Below are 15,435 nucleotides of genomic sequence, written 5' to 3' on the forward strand. Positions count from 1 at the left end.
TCGTGTCAGCCTGTTGAGCAAGCCTCAATAAGAGCCTTCCAGGAATGGCACCCGGATTTTTTGCCCCCCCAAGCGAACTTAGCCCGGGCTGCCCCCGCAGCACATAGCCCCCAAGGCCCTCCATCATATCCCAGCCAGTTCATCCCCGCAAACACAGCCGCCCTCACCTCCCTCCGCCCTCCGAAAAATCTTTCTACCCCAAATCTTTCTACCTCATCTCTGCTGCCTTCATCAGCGTCTGATCAGCGTCAAATCAGCGGTTAAAACTCCTCTTCTTGCCCCCCCTTTTGCGCCTCTTTGCGGCCCTCTGACCAGTCTCTGCCCTGCAAAAACCTCAGAAAATTTTTCTGCCCAAAATCTTTCTGCCCTTCATCCCCAACCCATTCCCATGCAGAATAAAATCACCATGTCCAAACTCCGCGTCGAAAGCTTCACCCTCTCCCTCGACGGCTTCGCCGCCGGCCCCGACCAAACCCTCGAAAACCCCCTCGGCATCGGCGGCACCGCCCTCCACGCCTGGGCCTTCCCCACCCGCACCTTCCAGTCCAAGCTCTTCGGCAAACCCGACGGCGAGACCGGCATCGACGAAGACTTCGCCGCCCGCGGCTTCCACAACGTCGGCGCCTGGATCATGGGCCGCAACATGTTCGGCCCCGTCCGCGGCCCCTGGCCCGATGAAAGCTGGCGCGGCTGGTGGGGCGACAACCCCGTCTATCACATGCCCGTCTTCGTCCTCACCCACCATCCCCGCACCCCCCTCGTCATGGAAGGCGGCACCACCTTCCACTTCATCACCGGCGGCATCCACGCCGCGCTCGAACGCGCCCGCGAAGCCGCAGGAACCAAAGACATCCGCATCGGCGGCGGTGCCTCCACCATCCGCCAGTACCTCGAAGCCCGCCTCATCGACGAACTCCACCTCGCCATCTCCCCCGTCCTCCTCGGCACCGGCGAGCCCCTCCTCACCGGCCTCAACCTCCCCGCCCTTGGCTACACCTGCACCCAGCACGTCCCGTCTGCACGCGCCACCCACATCGTGCTGACCCGCGCCTAACCCATTCCGGAAAAGAATTTTTTTACCCTTTTTCCGGCCTCATCTCCAACGTCCTCACACACCCATGAGCACTCGACAAGACTGGAAATTCCTCGGCTCAACATCAGAGGGGAAGGCGTTTCAGTTGGGTGGCCTAGATGTTTGGAAGCATGAGTGGAGAGACACCCAAGAACGAGCCTATGTCAAAGACCCGATCTACCACCAAGATTTCACCTTCCACGTTTATGAAATAAGCAGCACGACTCAGGTGGTGACCTTTGCCGCAGGCGAGTTCTCAAACTGCATGTGGGGATTCTTTGTCAGAGGACCAACGGCCTAACAAAAAATCACCCATCCACCTCTCCCATCCCACACGATAGCCTGGTGATCACCGATACGACACTCGACCCCGACCCCTCGGGGAAGAGCACGAAACCCAAATGATCGTCAGGCGCGCGGACCCTCACCGGTCCCGCGCCTCTTTTTTTGTCCCCACGCAGCCGCCAGGAGCGCGGGCCTCCGAGCCCGCAGCACTCCGCAAGCACCCAAGCTCGGCCATTGCCTGCATACCTTGCCCCCTTGCCCCCACCTACGCTCCGCCTCAAAAACTCCCCCTCCTCATTCTCCAAATCTCCACGCGCAAACTCACCTCTCGGCATCCCTCCTCTGTGTTCCTCCCTGCCCTTCGTGGTTAAAAAAACGGGCGCTTTACCACCCCATGGTTCATCATGCACCCCACCTCATGAGCAGCTCAGACCGCCATCGCGGCAAACACCCCGCAGACTCTGACCTCTTCGGCCCCGCCGCCGCACCCGCCCTCCGCCAGGCCGTGGCGGACCTCTCCTGGCTCCTCACCCGCGGCTACGCCCGCAACTCCGCCCTCAAACTCGTCGGCGACCGCCATGAACTCCGCGAACGCCAGCGCCTCGCCACAGCCCGCGCCGCCTGCTCAGACACCGCGCGCGAAGCCCGCGCCCGGCATCACCTCCCTGCGGAAGCCCTCCGCGGCCGCAACGTCTGGATCGACGGCTTCAATCTCCTCGTCACCCTCGAGGCCGCCCTCAGCGGCGGCGTCCTCCTCCTCTGCCGCGACGGCTGTCTGCGCGACATGTCCAGCGTCCACGGTTCCTACCACGCCGTGGTAGAAACGGACACCGCCATCACCCTGGTCGGCGCCCGCCTCGCCGAGCTCCAGGCCGCCTCCGTCCACTGGCTCCTCGACAAGCCCGTCTCCAACAGCGGCCGCCTCGCCGTCCGCATCCGCGAGCTCGCCCAGCAGCACGCCTGGCCCTGGACCGTCGAGCCCGTCTTCAATCCCGACACCGATCTCATCGCCGCCCGCGACGCCATCATCATCAGCTCCGACGCCGTCGTCATCGACCACGCCGCCACCTGGTACAACCTCGCCTCCGACCTCATCCTCACCCACCGCTGCGGCCCCGCCTGGATCGTGGATCTAAACGGATAACCACAACGCTCGGAACCCCGCACGCCCCGCTCCAGCTCCTTACTAAATGCCAGGCATTTTATACATTACCTTTTCACAAGTCGTTCATCATCAAACATCCAACTACAGTCTCGCAGACTCCATTAGCCGCGCGTCCGGCCCCAGCCCAGCCCTGGCCCCTCCTCTCAGCAACCAGATGCCAACAACCGCTCGGTTCCCACCCGTTTCACCCACCTCCCCCTCATTCCTCAGCACCTCAATCCAAAAAAACAAACCCACCCATCCACCTCTCCCTCTCCCCACGATAACCCACTGATCACCGATACGACACTCGACCCCGGCCCCTCGGGGAAGAGCACGAAACCAAAATGATCGTCAGGCGCGCGGACCTTCACCGGTCCCGCGCCTCTTTTCGTTGCCCCCCGCGCAGCACGCCTCAAAATCCGCAGACAAACCCTTCCGGAAAAAATCTTTTTGCCCTCAATCTTTTTTGCCCTTCTTCCGCTCGTTGAGTCACTGCAGACCGCCCCTCATCCGTCAGCAGCCCAAGGCCGAAGAATAATCCCTTCCTTCGCCAAAAAATCTTTCCCCCACATCCGCTTCTCCCACACGCCACGATAACTCAGTGATCACAGACACAAAGCTCAACCCCCTCGGGGAAGAGATAGAAACAAGTGATCGTCAGGCGCGCGGACCCCCACCGGTCCCGCGCCTCTTTTTTTGTCCCCGCGCACCACGCCTCCAAGGTCTTCAGAAAATTTTTCTACCCCAAATCTTTCTACCTTTACCTCTGGAACGCCAATCCAAATGCCGCTCCGCTTGCAGGTGAGCACCGAACTTCTCACCACAGACCCGTTTTCAAATGATCGTGGTATGACTCCCCGTCCCTCAGTCAAGCCGCCTTGAGTTCCGGTGCTCTGCGGTGCAAATCTCCGGCCATTCCTTTGCCAAAAAAGCAGCGCCCCCCCTTCCCCTCACCACCCACCCCCGCTGTTACCACCCGTCCCACAATCACCCCGCCTTGAGCTCCGGTACTCCGCGGTGTAAAAATCCGCTTCCCTCCTTCCTGCCGCACCCATGCCCGCACCCTCTCGCTGGAAACCCCACGCCCTCCGCCTCTGGCGCGTGGCGCTTCTGGCATTGGCCGTCCTCGCCATCCGCCGCACTCATCCCCCCGCCGCCGCAGTCTCCCTCACCCCGGACCGCATCCACGACTTCTTCACCGCCGCCGCCTCCCTCACGCCCGCAAACAGCAGCGGCATGCAGACCGTCAAAGACACCTCCGGCATCACCCTCGGCCACGTCATGCAGACCTCCCCGGAGGCTGACGACATCATCGGCTACTCCGGCCCCACCAACACCCTCATCGCCCTCGACTCCCGCGGCCACGTCCTCGGCCTCCGCATCCTCTCCAGCGGCGACACCACCGACCACCTCGCCGAAGTCGTGCGCCACCGCTCCTTCTTCAAGCAGTTCACCGGCAAAAAAGCCGCCGACCTCGCCACCCTCCAGCCCCACGCCGTCACCGGCGCTACATTGACCAGCAGCGCCATCGCCGAAGGCGTTCTGCGCCGCCTTGGCAAAAGCGCCACCACCTCCCTGCGCTTCCCCGACACCCTCACCCTCGCCGAAGTCCAAAAGCTCGAACCCCAGGCCGCCTCCCTCCGCGAATCCAAATCCCACCCCGGCTCCCAGGATGTGCTCGATGCCACCGGCACCCCCATCGCCCTCGCCGTCCGCACTGCCCCCGCCTCAGACAGCACCATCGGCTACAAAGGCCCCAGCGACACCTTCATGCTCATGGACCCCGACGCCGCCACCCTGCGCGGTATCGCCCTCCGCCGCAGTTACGATACCGAGGAATACGTCGGCTACGTCACCGGCGACCCCGCGTTTCTCAAAACCTTCGATGGCATGACCACCGAAAACATCGCCCACATCGACTTCAATGCCGCCGGCATCGAAGGCGTCTCCGGCGCCACCCAGACCAGCTACGGCATCGCGGAAGGCATTCGCGTCCGCGCCGAATCCCTGCTCAAAGAACAGGAATCCCACCGCACCTGGTGGCAGCAGATGCGCGCGCGCTGGCGCTGGCAGGACACCGGCCACATCACCATTCTGTTCGCCGCCTTCCTCATGGCCTTCACCCCCCTGCGCGGCCGCCCCTGGTGCCGCCACCTGCATCACCTGCTCCTCGTCATCTACGGCGGCTTCATCGCCGGAGAAATGCTCTCCCAGGGCCTCCTCGCCGGATGGGCCGCCCACGGCACCCCATGGAAAAACGCCACCGGCCTCGTCCTTCTCGCCACCGTCGCCCTCTTGGGCCCCGTCTTCACCAGCAAGCAGCTCTACTGCCACCACATCTGCCCCCACGGCGCCCTGCAGCAGCTCCTCGCCCGCCGCCTCCGCTGGAGCTGGTCCCCCTCCAAAAAAATCGACTCCCTCCTCTCCAAGCTCCCCTTCCTCCTCCTCGCCCTCGTCCTCTTCAGCATCGCCTTCGCCCTCCCCGTCAATCTGAACTCCCTTGAGCCCTTCGACGCCTACCTCTTCCGCGTCGCCGGCTGGGCCAGCATCATCATCGCCATCCTCGGCCTCCTCTGGTCCCTCTTCACCCCCCTCGCCTACTGCCGCTACGGCTGTCTCACCGGCGCCCTCTTCAAGCTCCTCCGCTTCACCGGAGACGCCGACCACCTCGGCCCCCGCGACTGGCTCGCCGCCCTCTGCCTCACCGTCGTTCTCCTCTTCGCTCCACACTGAATAAATCAACACCACAAAAAAATATTCTCCCGAGAAAGTGCCCCGCTCAGTCCCCTGAGCGGAACGAGCGAGCATGCGGCAAACAAACCAGCAAAAAAGAGCTTCGGACCTTATACCAGAACCAGTTGAAAACAGGTCAGCGCAGCGCAGCCAGCCCCGCCGTACTGGGAGCGCCGGTTTTTAACCGGCTCTGGCTGCCACTCCGCTTGCACCTGAGCACCGAACTTCTCACCACAGACCCATTTTCAAAGGATCGTGGTTGATCGTGGTATAAGAAGAAGGCGACTGGCTGAAGAAGCCCATCAAACGCACGGAAAGATGATTGGAAACTCCAGTCTCCCATCGCCCCCCCCACCTCCCAGAAGTCCTCCCACAGATTCAGGAAAGCCACAGATGGATCCAATCAAACATAAAAAATCTGTGGGTTCCCTGAATCTGCGGGAAAACAAATCATACCCGAAGCAGTTAAAAACAGGTCAGCGCGTCCGAGCCAGCCCCGCCGTACCGGGAGCGCCGGTTTTTAACCGGCTCCGGGTGCCGCTCCGCTTGCACCTGAGCACCGACCGTCTCACCACAGACCCGTTTTCAAAGGATCGCGGTGTCAGATCAGTGTCTCCTTCACTGGGATGCCAGACGAAATTCACTGAACCCCAGGGTCCGCAATGGATTCTCACGAGCGCCCATCCTGCCCTCACAGCCGTACCACTCTTCTCTTGGCTCCCGCCTGAAACCGGCCTGCTCAACGCCGCGCCCCGTTCCCAGCCGCCGCTGTTCAATCAAGATTCTCCTGCGTCACGGAACACACGTTCTGCTAGGGCATCGGAAATCCAGAAACGTGCTTTGAGACGCAGTTCCTCCACCAGTGGCCTGACGGCAGGCAGGATGCCTCGCCTCCGCGCCTCCACCAGGCAGCCGAGCATGCCGGTAAACAGCAGTCGGTTGGAACTGGCCAGCTCCCTCGCGCCTAGATCGTCCAGCAGCAGAAAGGATCCAGGATGTTCCATTGCCAAGGCGAGGCACTCCGCTTCACCCGCGTGAACTCTGCCTGCGAAACCAATGACCAGCAGCCGATCCGCAGGGGCTTTGAGACTGACTTGGCCCTGCTCAGGCACCAAGGCTGCCGCAGGAAATAGGTCCGCCTTGGCGGTTAATTCATCGGCTACCGCAGGTGGGATCGTGATAGTTCCAAACAATGCCTCCAACACATCCATGCGTCCGATCTCCGCGAAATTGATCAGCGGCGTGGTGTTGGAGATGATCAGCGCGCTTTCCATGCAGCGAGATTGCTGAGATCCTGCTCCAGATCCTGCTCAGCCAGAGGCTGGGTGATGCCACGCATCCCCAGCAGATGCTGAAACTCCGCCTTGCCCAGTCCTGCCATACGGCAGGCCGCCGCACCTGACAAGATGCCGTCCGAAAACAGCGCCAGCGCCAGACGGCAGCGCAGTTCTCGCTCCAAATCTCGCGGCGGAATGCGTACACCGACAAGACACTCGGCCGGCAGGGTGAGAGTCACAGCTTGCATAAAATAAAACTACCCCTCCTTCACTGGGATGCCAGACGAAATTCACTGAACCCCAGGGTCCGAAATGGATTCGCACGAGCGCCCATCCTGCCCTCACAGCCGTACCACTCTTCTCTTGGCTCCCGCCTGAAACCGGACTACCACACTCTCAAACCACACATGTCCTTCATCTCCACCTTAGAGTCCAAGTTCGGCCGCTTCGCCATCCCCGGCCTCGTGCAGATCCTCGTGTTGTTTCAGTTGTTCGTCGTCATCATCCTGACCTACATGCAGCCAGGAGGGCAGCTCCATTTCCTCCAGCTCCTGGACCTCGATCCCGCCGCCGTGTGGCGCGGCGAGGTCTGGCGCCTCGTCAGCCATGTGCTCATTCCCTGGCGCGGCCTTTCACTCATTACGGCCCTCATCGGCGTCCTCTTGATGCTCACCATGGGCCGCACCCTGGACCAGGCCTGGGGCGCCTTCCGCGTGAACCTTTACATCCTGGGCTGGCTCATCATCGCCGACATCGGGATCATGGTGTTCGGCTGGTCCATTCCCAGCCTCTACCTCTATCAGTCCATCTTGTTCGCCTTTTCCACCCTCGTTCCCGAGTATGAGATCCAGCTTTATTTCGTTCTGCCCGTCAAAATGAAGTGGGTCGCGTTTCTCGCCGCCGGCACCACCGCTTTCTTCGTCATGCGCCAGCCCTCGTTGCTCCTTCCCGTCCTCCTCGGCCACCTGAACTACCTCATCACCTTCGGCCCCGGCTTCATCAGCGAACGCGCCCGCATGGCCCAGGTCGCCGCACGCCGCAGCCGCTTTGAATCCGCAAAGCTCCCCCAGGGCACCTTCTTCCACCAGTGCTCCATCTGCAAAAAAACCGAGATCGACAACCCCCAGCTCGACTTCCGCGTTCTCGACTCCGGCGATGAAATCTGCAGCGACTGCCGCGCCAAACAGGCCGCAGGCTAAAAGGAAACACGCACACCCCATGGACTCCCCGGACCCGTTCGCCACCGCGTTTCTCGAGTTCATGGAAGTGGAGCGCCGCTCGTCCGACCGCACCCTCGCCAACTACGAGCTCGCCCTCCGCCAGTTCCGCGAATGGCGCCCCCCCTTCAAAGGCTGGGCCGAGCTCACCGCCGATGACTTCCGCGCCTTCCTCTTCGATCTCATGAAGCGCGAGCGCGGCCGCGCCACCATCCGCCTCCAGTTCGCCGCCCTCCGCTCCTTCTTCAAATGGCTCACCCGCCGCCGCGGCTGGAAGACCAATCCCCTCCTCGAAGTCCAGCTCCCCAAGCGCGAAAAAAAGCTCCCCGTCGTCCTCACCCTTGCCCAGGTCGAGTCCATGCTCGCCCTCCCGCTCAGCATGGAAAAATCCAAGCGCGACGCCCTCTGGGCACCCGAGCGCGACACCGCCATCCTCGAGCTCTTCTACAGCACCGGCATGCGCCTCAGCGAGCTCGTCGCCCTGAACGTCGCCGACATCGACACCTACACCGAAACCGTGCGCGTCTTCGGCAAAGGCAGCAAGGAGCGCCTCTGCCCCGTCGGCTCCAAAGCCCTCGAAGCCGTCCAGCGCTACCGCCTCAAAGCCGCCGTGCACGATGGCCCCCTCTTCCTCAGCAAGCTCCGCAAACGCATCACCGCCCAGGCCGTCGATGACGTCATCATGAAATACTGGCGCGCCTCCGGCATCCCCGTTCATCTCACCCCGCACAAGCTCCGCCACAGCTTCGCCACCCACCTCCTCAACAACGGCGCCGACCTCCGCAGCGTCCAGGAGCTCCTCGGCCACGCGAGCCTCTCCACCACCCAGATCTACACCCACGTCTCCACCCAGCGCATGAAGGAAGTTTACGAGTCCGCGCACCCAAGGGCGTGAGAGGAAGTACGATGGGCACTCATGCCCGTCGCCCAGCGCTCCCACCAAGCCCACCACTCTCAAATCCACGTCCGATGCCGCCACATCAACGGCATGGGGCTCCCAAGCGCTCGTTCGCAGTCATTCGCGCACCAGCCCGCTGACCACGCGCTGATCGACGGACAAGAGTGCCCATCGTCCCTCTGCACAGCCCCGCCCCCGGTCCTCACTTCTTCACCCACGTCGCCACCGGCGTCACCGTGTGCGCCGCCGGCTCATCCATGGAGAAGGTGATGCACAAACTCTGCGGCCCCTTGGCCCCGTCCACCGTCGCCTTCAGCACATGCACCTTTTCCTTGACCAGGTCACGCGCCTGCTCATTCGCCGCTTCCGGCGGCTCCCCGATGCTGAAGGCCGCCGAGGCCGGCGAGACAATCGTCGCCACCAGCGTCTTCCCTCCCTGCGTCAGCTTCGCCGACTTCCCATCCGGGGCAATCTCCGCCTTCGTGTGCATGCTCCACACGATGCTTCCCGTGTTCTTCATGATCAGGTCATCCTGCAGCACAATGTACGGCTTCGGTCCCCGCATCACCATGATCCCCCGGTGCACATCCTTCGCCGGCTTTGAGTACGCCTTCGTCATGTCCACCACCGCCAGCCCGCGTTCCGGCGTCGAGTTCCCCACCAGCACCCCCGCCTTCGCGTCCAGGTCCTGGTCGCTTCCGTCGATCACCAGCGTGTTCTGCCCCTTCGTGTTTTCCAGATAAAGCCCAAACCGCTTCGTCCGGTCCGCGCCCGGCTTCACTTCAGCCCCCGGCACCCGGTCCCCTTCCGTCCCCAGCTCGATGCCCCAGCGCTCTCCCCCCGCCTCCAGCACAAAACTCCCGATGTCCAGCTGCGCCGTCGTGTCCTCATTGTCCCCGCCCTTCACCGCGATGAAGTAGTCCGTCTTCTCCCACCCCGAGCGCGAGGTCGCCACAAAGCCCCCCGGCTGCGCGTAGTCCATCGTGTCCGCCGTCCCGTCTCCCGCCGCATGCGGGTTGTAGTAAATAAAGTTCCCCACCTGTCCAAAGTAAGACGCAGACACCGGCTGCTTCCCCCCTGCCGCCACCGCCCGCAGTCCCGGATTCCCCGCCACGCCGCTCAGCCACGTCGCCACCCATGGGCGCGTGGACAACGCGCTCTTCGCATCGCCAAAGTTAAACGTCTGCCCGCTCGGCCCCATCATGTGCATCCGCGCCGTGTTAAACTGCGGTATCCCCTCCAGCAGGCTGATCCCCAGGTCACGTCCCGAGGCCGACTTCAGCGAGCTCGCCAGGATCGCCACGTAGTCCATCACCGCCTCGCCCGCCTGCAGCCCTTCCGGCCACACGCCCCCCGGGGCAAACCGCACGATCCCTTTGCCAAACACCTTCGCCGCCGCATCCGCCGCCTTTTTCGCCACCGCGGAGTCTTCGTCCGCCAGGCTCACCGCCGCGATCAGCAGCGCGCACGCCGCGTTCATCTGCTTGCTGTCCGGCGGCAGCTTGCTCGCGTCAGACTTGTCCTGCTTCGCCGGCACCTTCGCAGGCGGCGCCTTCTTCGACGTCCCCGTCTGCCCGCCGCTCGTCCCCTTCGCGCTCTCCGGAATTTCATCCCCTTCCAAAAACGCGATCAGCGCCGCGATCCCCTTCTCTGCCAGGTACGTCCTCACTCCCGTCGCCTGCTCATTGTTCAGCCCCGCGCGGAACCAGTCATACCCCAGCGCCGTCGCCACCACCATGTCCGTCACATTGTCCGCCAGCTCCGGGTGCCAGTCGCGGAAGGAAACCTTGTCCGTCAGCGCGATGAGTTCGCGCACCCCGCGCTCCTGCCACTTCAGTTCGCCGTCTCCATAGTGCAGCGCCCCCAGCAGCCCCATGCGGTACACCGCCTTCGGTCCTTCACCGCCCGTGTCGCCATTGATGCGCGTCAGCTCCGGATCCTTCAGCAAATCCTCGCCGGACGCCTTCATCGCCTCCATGATCTTCGCCAGCACCGGATCCGTCGCGATCTGCCCCTTCACCCCCGCCCATCCCGCCGCATTGTGAATCATTCGCGGCCGTCCCTTGATCCCGCTCAGGTAATCATTCACCACCGGCGCCTTGAACTTCGCCACCGGCACGATCGCGATCTGCGGCCGCGGCGGCGCGGGCTTTCTCGGTGCCGCCGGAGCCTTCGCTCCTCCCTTCGTCGGCTTCGCCGGCGGGGTCGCGGGCGGTGTTCCTGCGGGCGCCGTCGGCATCGCCACCGCGGGCGGCGGTGTGGCCGGCGCGGCCTGCATCGCCGCATAGCGCGCCTTGGCATACGTAAAATCCGCCGGGCTCAGCTTCGCGATCTCCACATCAAACTCGCGCCCGTCCTTCGTCTTGATCTTCACCGTCTTCGCCACCGCGTCCACGGACACCAGCGTCGCCTCCACCGTTTTCCCCGCCGTGTTGGTCCAGGTGTGATATTCCTCCGCAAGCTGGGCTCGCGCGCTGCTCGCAGCGATCAGGCAGACGGTGGCAAGAGTAAGGAAACGCGGAACGGTTTTCATGACAGGGAAGAAGGATGATGTGCCGCTAAAGCAGCGGCTTGGAACGCAGAGGTCAAGCATAAACGCAGCACTCCCCCTCCTCTTTGGCGGAAACCCGCTCCCCAAGAACAAATCCTCCCTCCCCGTCCTGCCCAAACCAACTCCTCCTCCTCCTCTTCCTCCTACTCGTCCTCCCTCGTTCTCGTTCTCGTTCTCGTCCTCGATCCTCCAGCCCCGCCATCCCCCTCATCTCCGCCACGCCCCCCAGCATCCAGCATCCAGCATCCAGCATCCAGCATCTAGCATCTAGCATCTAGCATCTAGCATCCAGCCTCCCGCCCCCCTCTCTTTACCTACCCTTTACACATCCGCTCTCGTCAAAAAGCCTCCCCGCTGTTACAAAAAAAGCGAAATCCATTTCAAACCCGTCCTCCTTCCCATGCGTGCGCTCCTCTCCCTGCTCTTCGCCTCCTGCCTCACCTCCGCCCTGGCGCAGGCGCCCGCGTCCCCGCCGCCCTCCTCTCCGCCCACATCTCCCCCTCCCGCACAGACCACGCCTCCGCCTCCTAAGGAAACCCCCCCCGTCATTCGCGAGCGCGAGCGCCGCATCTACATCCCCTTCGATGAACTCGAAAAGGTCTTCAAAGACGGCGGCAAAGGCGTCTTCCTCCCCTACCGCGAATTCCTCGATCTCTGGAACGAGCTCACCCTGAAGCGCGAAGAAACCGAAAAGCCCCCGCCCGCCGAAGCTGTCCTCTCCAAAGCCGAGTACACCGGCCGCGTCGAAGGAGACAGCCTCATCCTCGAGGCCAAAATCACCGCCGAATCCTTCAAGAAAGGCTGGGTCCTCCTCCCCCTCACCGACAAAGCCGCCCCCGGCATCGGCGAAGCCTCCACCGGCAAGGCCGTCCTCCGTTCCCGCGCCGATGGCAGCGACCTCATGCTCCCCGAAAAAGGCGTCTATGAAATCACCCTGAAAATCTACGCCCCCATCATCCGCGGCAGCGGCAAGTCCCACGTCACTCTCAATCTCCCTCGCGCCGCCGTCTCCCGCCTCAGCATCACCGTCCCCGGTGAAGGCCTCGAGTTCGAGCTCACTCCCGCCGCCGCCTTCACCACCCAGGTGCAGAATGGCCAGACCCAGTTCTCCTCCTTCTTCGGCGCCGCCTCCCAGCAAAACATCGCCTGGGGCAGCACCCAGGTCGTCACGCAGATGAGCCCCCTCGTCCTCGCGCAGCAGACCTTGCACACCCAGATCGGCATCGGCTCCGTCGCCACCACCGCAGACCTCTCTCTGCGCATCCTCCGCGCCCCCATCCATGAGCTCAAAGTCTCCCTCCCAGCAGATCAGGAAATCCTCGGCGTCACCGGCGTAAACATCAAGGAGTGGAAGATCGAAGCCGGCCCCATCGCCGGAAATCCCACCCAGGCCCGCAAGACCCTCATCATCCTTCCCGAAAAACCTCTGCGCGATGACTACGGCCTCGCCCTCCAGCTCGAAGGCCCCCTCGCAAAGCTCCCCGCCGAAGTCCGCGTGCCGGAGATCGAGATCATCGGCGCTGCCCAGACCCATGGCGAGGTGATCCTCGGCGCCGAGTCCCAGCTCGATGTCACGCCAAAGACCCTCACCTCCACCACCCGCTCCCTCGCCGGAGACAGCCGCTCCCAGGTCGGCACCTTCCGCATCCTCCGCCAGCCCTACCAGCTCACCTTCGATGTCGCCGAGGCCAGGCCCCAGGTCGAGGCCTCCAGCACCACCCGTCTCAATGTCCGCCGCGAGGCCGCCACCCTCAGCACCGAGTTCCACTACACCGTCCGCCGCGTCGGCATCTTCGAGACCCGCCTCACCCCGCCCGCCGGCTGGACCATCACAGACGTCCAGGGCCAGATCGAATCCTGGAACATGGAAGGCGCCGATGTCGTCATCAAACTCCCCAAGCAAACCGCCGGCGAGTTCAATTTCACCCTCACCGCCCGCCAGACCCGCCCCCAGGCCACCGCAGACGTCGTCCTCCCCGTCTTCACTCCCCAGAACGTCACCCGCCACGAGGCCCTCCTCGGCGCTAGCATCCATTCCAGTTTGGAGCCCAACACCAAGGAGCTCGGCGACTTCCAGCAGGAGGACGTCAGCGCCGTTCAGCTTCAAAGCGAGCCCAACGCCACCGAGCTCGCCTTCCGCTATCGCGACTCCGCCAAGCCCGCCACCCTCAGCCTCAAAAGCCGCAGCTCCCAGGTCAGTGTGGACATCCTCACCCTCGTCGAGGTGAAGGAGCAGTCCACCCGCCACACCTGGACCCTCGCCTTTGACGTCGCCTACGCCGCCACCGACCGCTTCGTCCTCGCCGTGCCCAAGGACGTCGCCGACCAGATCCGCTTCGTCGATCAGCAGGTGAAGGAGATCAACAAAGCCTACACCCCCCCTCAGCCCGTCACCCTCCCCGACGCCGCAAATTACGCCCTCTGGGAGGTCGTCCTCCGCAGCGAGCGCCAGGGCAGCTTCTTCCTCACCCTCAGCCTCGAGCGCCCCATCACCCTCGAAGCCGGCAAGACCGGCCGCTTCGATCTCCTCCACGTCCACGTCCCCGGCGCCTTCCAGGAGACCGGCCAGATCGCCGTCGTCAAGGCAGACAGCCTCGAAATCCGCAAGGCCGAGCCCGAAACCCTCGAAGAAATCGACGCCCGCGAGCTCCGCAGCGAGCTCCAGCGCCCCGGCGTCTTCCTCGCCTACAAATACCGCTCCCTCCCCATCAGGCTCAGCGTCGAGCTCGCCAAAAACAGCTTCATTCCCGTTCCCCGCGCCGTCATCACCCACGCGGATCTCACCACCGCCGTCGCCACCGACAAGGCGCAGACCACCGAGGTCATCTACTGGGTCAGAAACAACGACTTGCAGTTCCTCGTCGTCCGCCTCCCCCAGGGCTCTCGTTTGCAGTCAGACGTCTTTGTGGATCGCGAAGCCCAGCAGCCCATGCGCCGTGAAGGCAGTGAGGACATGCTCGTCCGCCTCCCCAGCGGCACCGGCGCCAGCAATGCCTTCCCCGTCCGCTTCGTCTATGAATCCCCCAGCCCCGCTCCCGGAGAAAAACTCGGCTGGTGGGGCAGCCTCTCCGTGAATACCCCGCAGATCGCGGATGTCGGCATCATGGAGACCCGCCACCAGCTCATCCTCCCCGCCCAAGAGTGGCACTACACCGCCTTCACCGGCCCCCTCTCCCTCCAGTCACGCGAGACCTCCTGGCGCGCTACCCAGCGGCTCATCAATGAAGTCCTCCCCGCCTTCGGCCCGCAGCTCGAAACCCTGGATGAAGCCCAGCAGAGCCACATTCCCGTCGTGCCCGAAGACGTCCGCGCCCTCTACGGCTCCCAGGTCCAGCAGCAGGGTCACGTGGAAATCCTCCACCGCCTCGGCCCCCCCGCCGAGATCGGCGTCAGCTTCCGCTCCGCACGCGTCACCTTCCTCTACCAGGCGCTGGTATTCCTCCTCTCCCTCGCCGCCGGCGTCCGCTGCTGGAAGTCCGGCGCCCCGGCAAAGCTCCGCTACCTCGCCATCTTCGGCCTCGGCGCCATGCTCCTCACCGGCATGGTCAGCGCCGCCAATGTGCCCGTCCTCCTCGGCTCCATGCTCGCCGCCCTCATCGTCCTCCTCACCTGGATCTTCTGCGCCCTCCTCCGCGCAGCCCTGAACACCTGGGAACGATTCCAAACCTGGCGCGTCAGCCGCCGCGCCCTACGCCTCATTCGCCAGGCCACTCCCCCGGCCCCGCCCCCTCCTCCACCCGCCTCTTCTTCCCCTCCCCCCTCCGCCCCAACCCCAGCCGCCCCGTGAGATGAAAACCCCTCACCCACCCAGCGCAGCTAGGGCCCCGCGCCCCCAACCCGCCCCCACGAACGCGCCAGCGTCCCCGGACTGCGGCGCTTCAGCGCCGCTCTCGCCCCACCCCCGTCTCTCATCACCCCCCACAAATCCCGCGCACCTCCCACCCCCCCTAAAGCCTCCTCGTCCTCGTCCTCGTTCTCGATAAAGTCACCCCGCAATCCCCCCTCACCTCGCACCCCCCAACACTCCTCCTCCTCCTCCTCTTCCTCCTACTCCTCCTCCCTTTCTGTCCCCTCCTCCTCCTCCTCCTCCTCCTCCTCGTCCTCGTCCTCGTCCTCGTCCTCGTCCTCGTCCTCGATCCACCCGCTCCGCCATCTTCCCTCAACTCCGCAAGTCCCCCCCGCCTCCGCCAATTTCCAATTCCCAGTTTTCAGTTCTCAGTTTTCAATCCCTCAACGCCCCGCCATTTCCTCCACC

Annotated in this window: 10 protein-coding genes; 7 read left to right on the forward strand and 3 right to left on the reverse strand. The window is 63.8% G+C overall.

Going from position 1 to position 15,435, the window contains the following annotated elements:
• Positions 1–406: 406 nt before the first annotated feature.
• The 4 genes from ACILSQ_RS02270 (at position 407) to ACILSQ_RS02285 (ending at position 5,237) form a co-directional block, all read left to right on the forward strand.
• On the forward strand, positions 407–1,054 hold the full coding sequence (locus tag ACILSQ_RS02270; RefSeq protein ID WP_395742381.1) for a dihydrofolate reductase family protein: 648 nt from the start codon (positions 407–409) through the stop codon (positions 1,052–1,054).
• 64 nt (positions 1,055–1,118) lie between these two features.
• A complete protein-coding gene (locus ACILSQ_RS02275; protein ID WP_395741954.1) occupies positions 1,119–1,373 on the forward strand; it encodes a hypothetical protein in 255 nt (84 codons plus the stop codon).
• Between the two features lie 402 nt (positions 1,374–1,775).
• On the forward strand, positions 1,776–2,501 hold the full coding sequence (locus ACILSQ_RS02280; protein ID WP_395741955.1) for a DUF434 domain-containing protein: 726 nt from the start codon (positions 1,776–1,778) through the stop codon (positions 2,499–2,501).
• A gap of 1,056 nt (positions 2,502–3,557) precedes the next feature.
• A complete protein-coding gene (locus tag ACILSQ_RS02285; RefSeq protein ID WP_395741956.1) occupies positions 3,558–5,237 on the forward strand; it encodes an FMN-binding protein in 1,680 nt (559 codons plus the stop codon).
• Between the two features lie 776 nt (positions 5,238–6,013).
• On the opposite strand, the gene ACILSQ_RS02290 is transcribed toward ACILSQ_RS02285, so the two are convergent.
• Entirely contained in the window at positions 6,014–6,511 is a 498-nt protein-coding gene (locus ACILSQ_RS02290; protein ID WP_395741957.1) for a DUF3368 domain-containing protein, read from the reverse strand.
• Positions 6,496–6,762, reverse strand: coding sequence for a UPF0175 family protein (locus ACILSQ_RS02295; protein WP_395741958.1), 267 nt, complete (start codon positions 6,760–6,762; stop codon positions 6,496–6,498). Before ACILSQ_RS02295 ends, ACILSQ_RS02290 begins: the two co-directional genes overlap by 16 nt.
• Before the next feature lie 159 nt (positions 6,763–6,921).
• Here ACILSQ_RS02295 and ACILSQ_RS02300 point away from each other — a divergent pair, with 159 nt between their 5' ends.
• Together ACILSQ_RS02300 and xerA are read left to right on the forward strand one after the other, a co-directional pair.
• Positions 6,922–7,713 (forward strand): hypothetical protein, encoded by a 792-nt coding sequence (locus tag ACILSQ_RS02300; protein WP_395741959.1) that lies wholly within the window; start codon positions 6,922–6,924, stop codon positions 7,711–7,713.
• Positions 7,714–7,732: 19 nt separating this feature from the next.
• The gene (gene xerA / locus ACILSQ_RS02305) at positions 7,733–8,626 is read left to right on the forward strand and encodes a site-specific tyrosine recombinase/integron integrase (RefSeq protein WP_395741960.1); all 894 of its coding nucleotides are present in this window, start codon (positions 7,733–7,735) and stop codon (positions 8,624–8,626) included.
• 205 nt (positions 8,627–8,831) lie between these two features.
• Here the strand turns inward: xerA and ACILSQ_RS02310 are convergent, their stop codons facing one another.
• Complete coding sequence (locus ACILSQ_RS02310; protein WP_395741961.1) at positions 8,832–11,162, reverse strand: heparinase II/III family protein; 2,331 nt, start codon at positions 11,160–11,162, stop codon at positions 8,832–8,834.
• Positions 11,163–11,580: 418 nt separating this feature from the next.
• Between ACILSQ_RS02310 and ACILSQ_RS02315 the strand changes: the two genes are divergently transcribed.
• A complete protein-coding gene (locus ACILSQ_RS02315) occupies positions 11,581–14,967 on the forward strand; it encodes a hypothetical protein (RefSeq protein WP_395741962.1) in 3,387 nt (1,128 codons plus the stop codon).
• Positions 14,968–15,435: the final 468 nt, after the last annotated feature.

It is taken from the genome of Prosthecobacter sp., assembly GCF_044227185.1.
GTDB lineage: Bacteria > Verrucomicrobiota > Verrucomicrobiia > Verrucomicrobiales > Verrucomicrobiaceae > Prosthecobacter.

Coding starts and splice junctions, on each gene's coding strand:
- ACILSQ_RS02295 (WP_395741958.1), bottom strand. CDS start 6,762: ATGCAAGCTGTGACTCTCACCCTGCCGGCCGAGTGTCTTGTCGGTGTA.
- ACILSQ_RS02270 (WP_395742381.1), top strand. CDS start 407: ATGTCCAAACTCCGCGTCGAAAGCTTCACCCTCTCCCTCGACGGCTTC.
- ACILSQ_RS02310 (WP_395741961.1), bottom strand. CDS start 11,162: ATGAAAACCGTTCCGCGTTTCCTTACTCTTGCCACCGTCTGCCTGATC.
- ACILSQ_RS02290 (WP_395741957.1), bottom strand. CDS start 6,511: ATGGAAAGCGCGCTGATCATCTCCAACACCACGCCGCTGATCAATTTC.
- ACILSQ_RS02285 (WP_395741956.1), top strand. CDS start 3,558: ATGCCCGCACCCTCTCGCTGGAAACCCCACGCCCTCCGCCTCTGGCGC.
- xerA (WP_395741960.1), top strand. CDS start 7,733: ATGGACTCCCCGGACCCGTTCGCCACCGCGTTTCTCGAGTTCATGGAA.
- ACILSQ_RS02300 (WP_395741959.1), top strand. CDS start 6,922: ATGTCCTTCATCTCCACCTTAGAGTCCAAGTTCGGCCGCTTCGCCATC.
- ACILSQ_RS02280 (WP_395741955.1), top strand. CDS start 1,776: ATGAGCAGCTCAGACCGCCATCGCGGCAAACACCCCGCAGACTCTGAC.
- ACILSQ_RS02275 (WP_395741954.1), top strand. CDS start 1,119: ATGAGCACTCGACAAGACTGGAAATTCCTCGGCTCAACATCAGAGGGG.
- ACILSQ_RS02315 (WP_395741962.1), top strand. CDS start 11,581: ATGCGTGCGCTCCTCTCCCTGCTCTTCGCCTCCTGCCTCACCTCCGCC.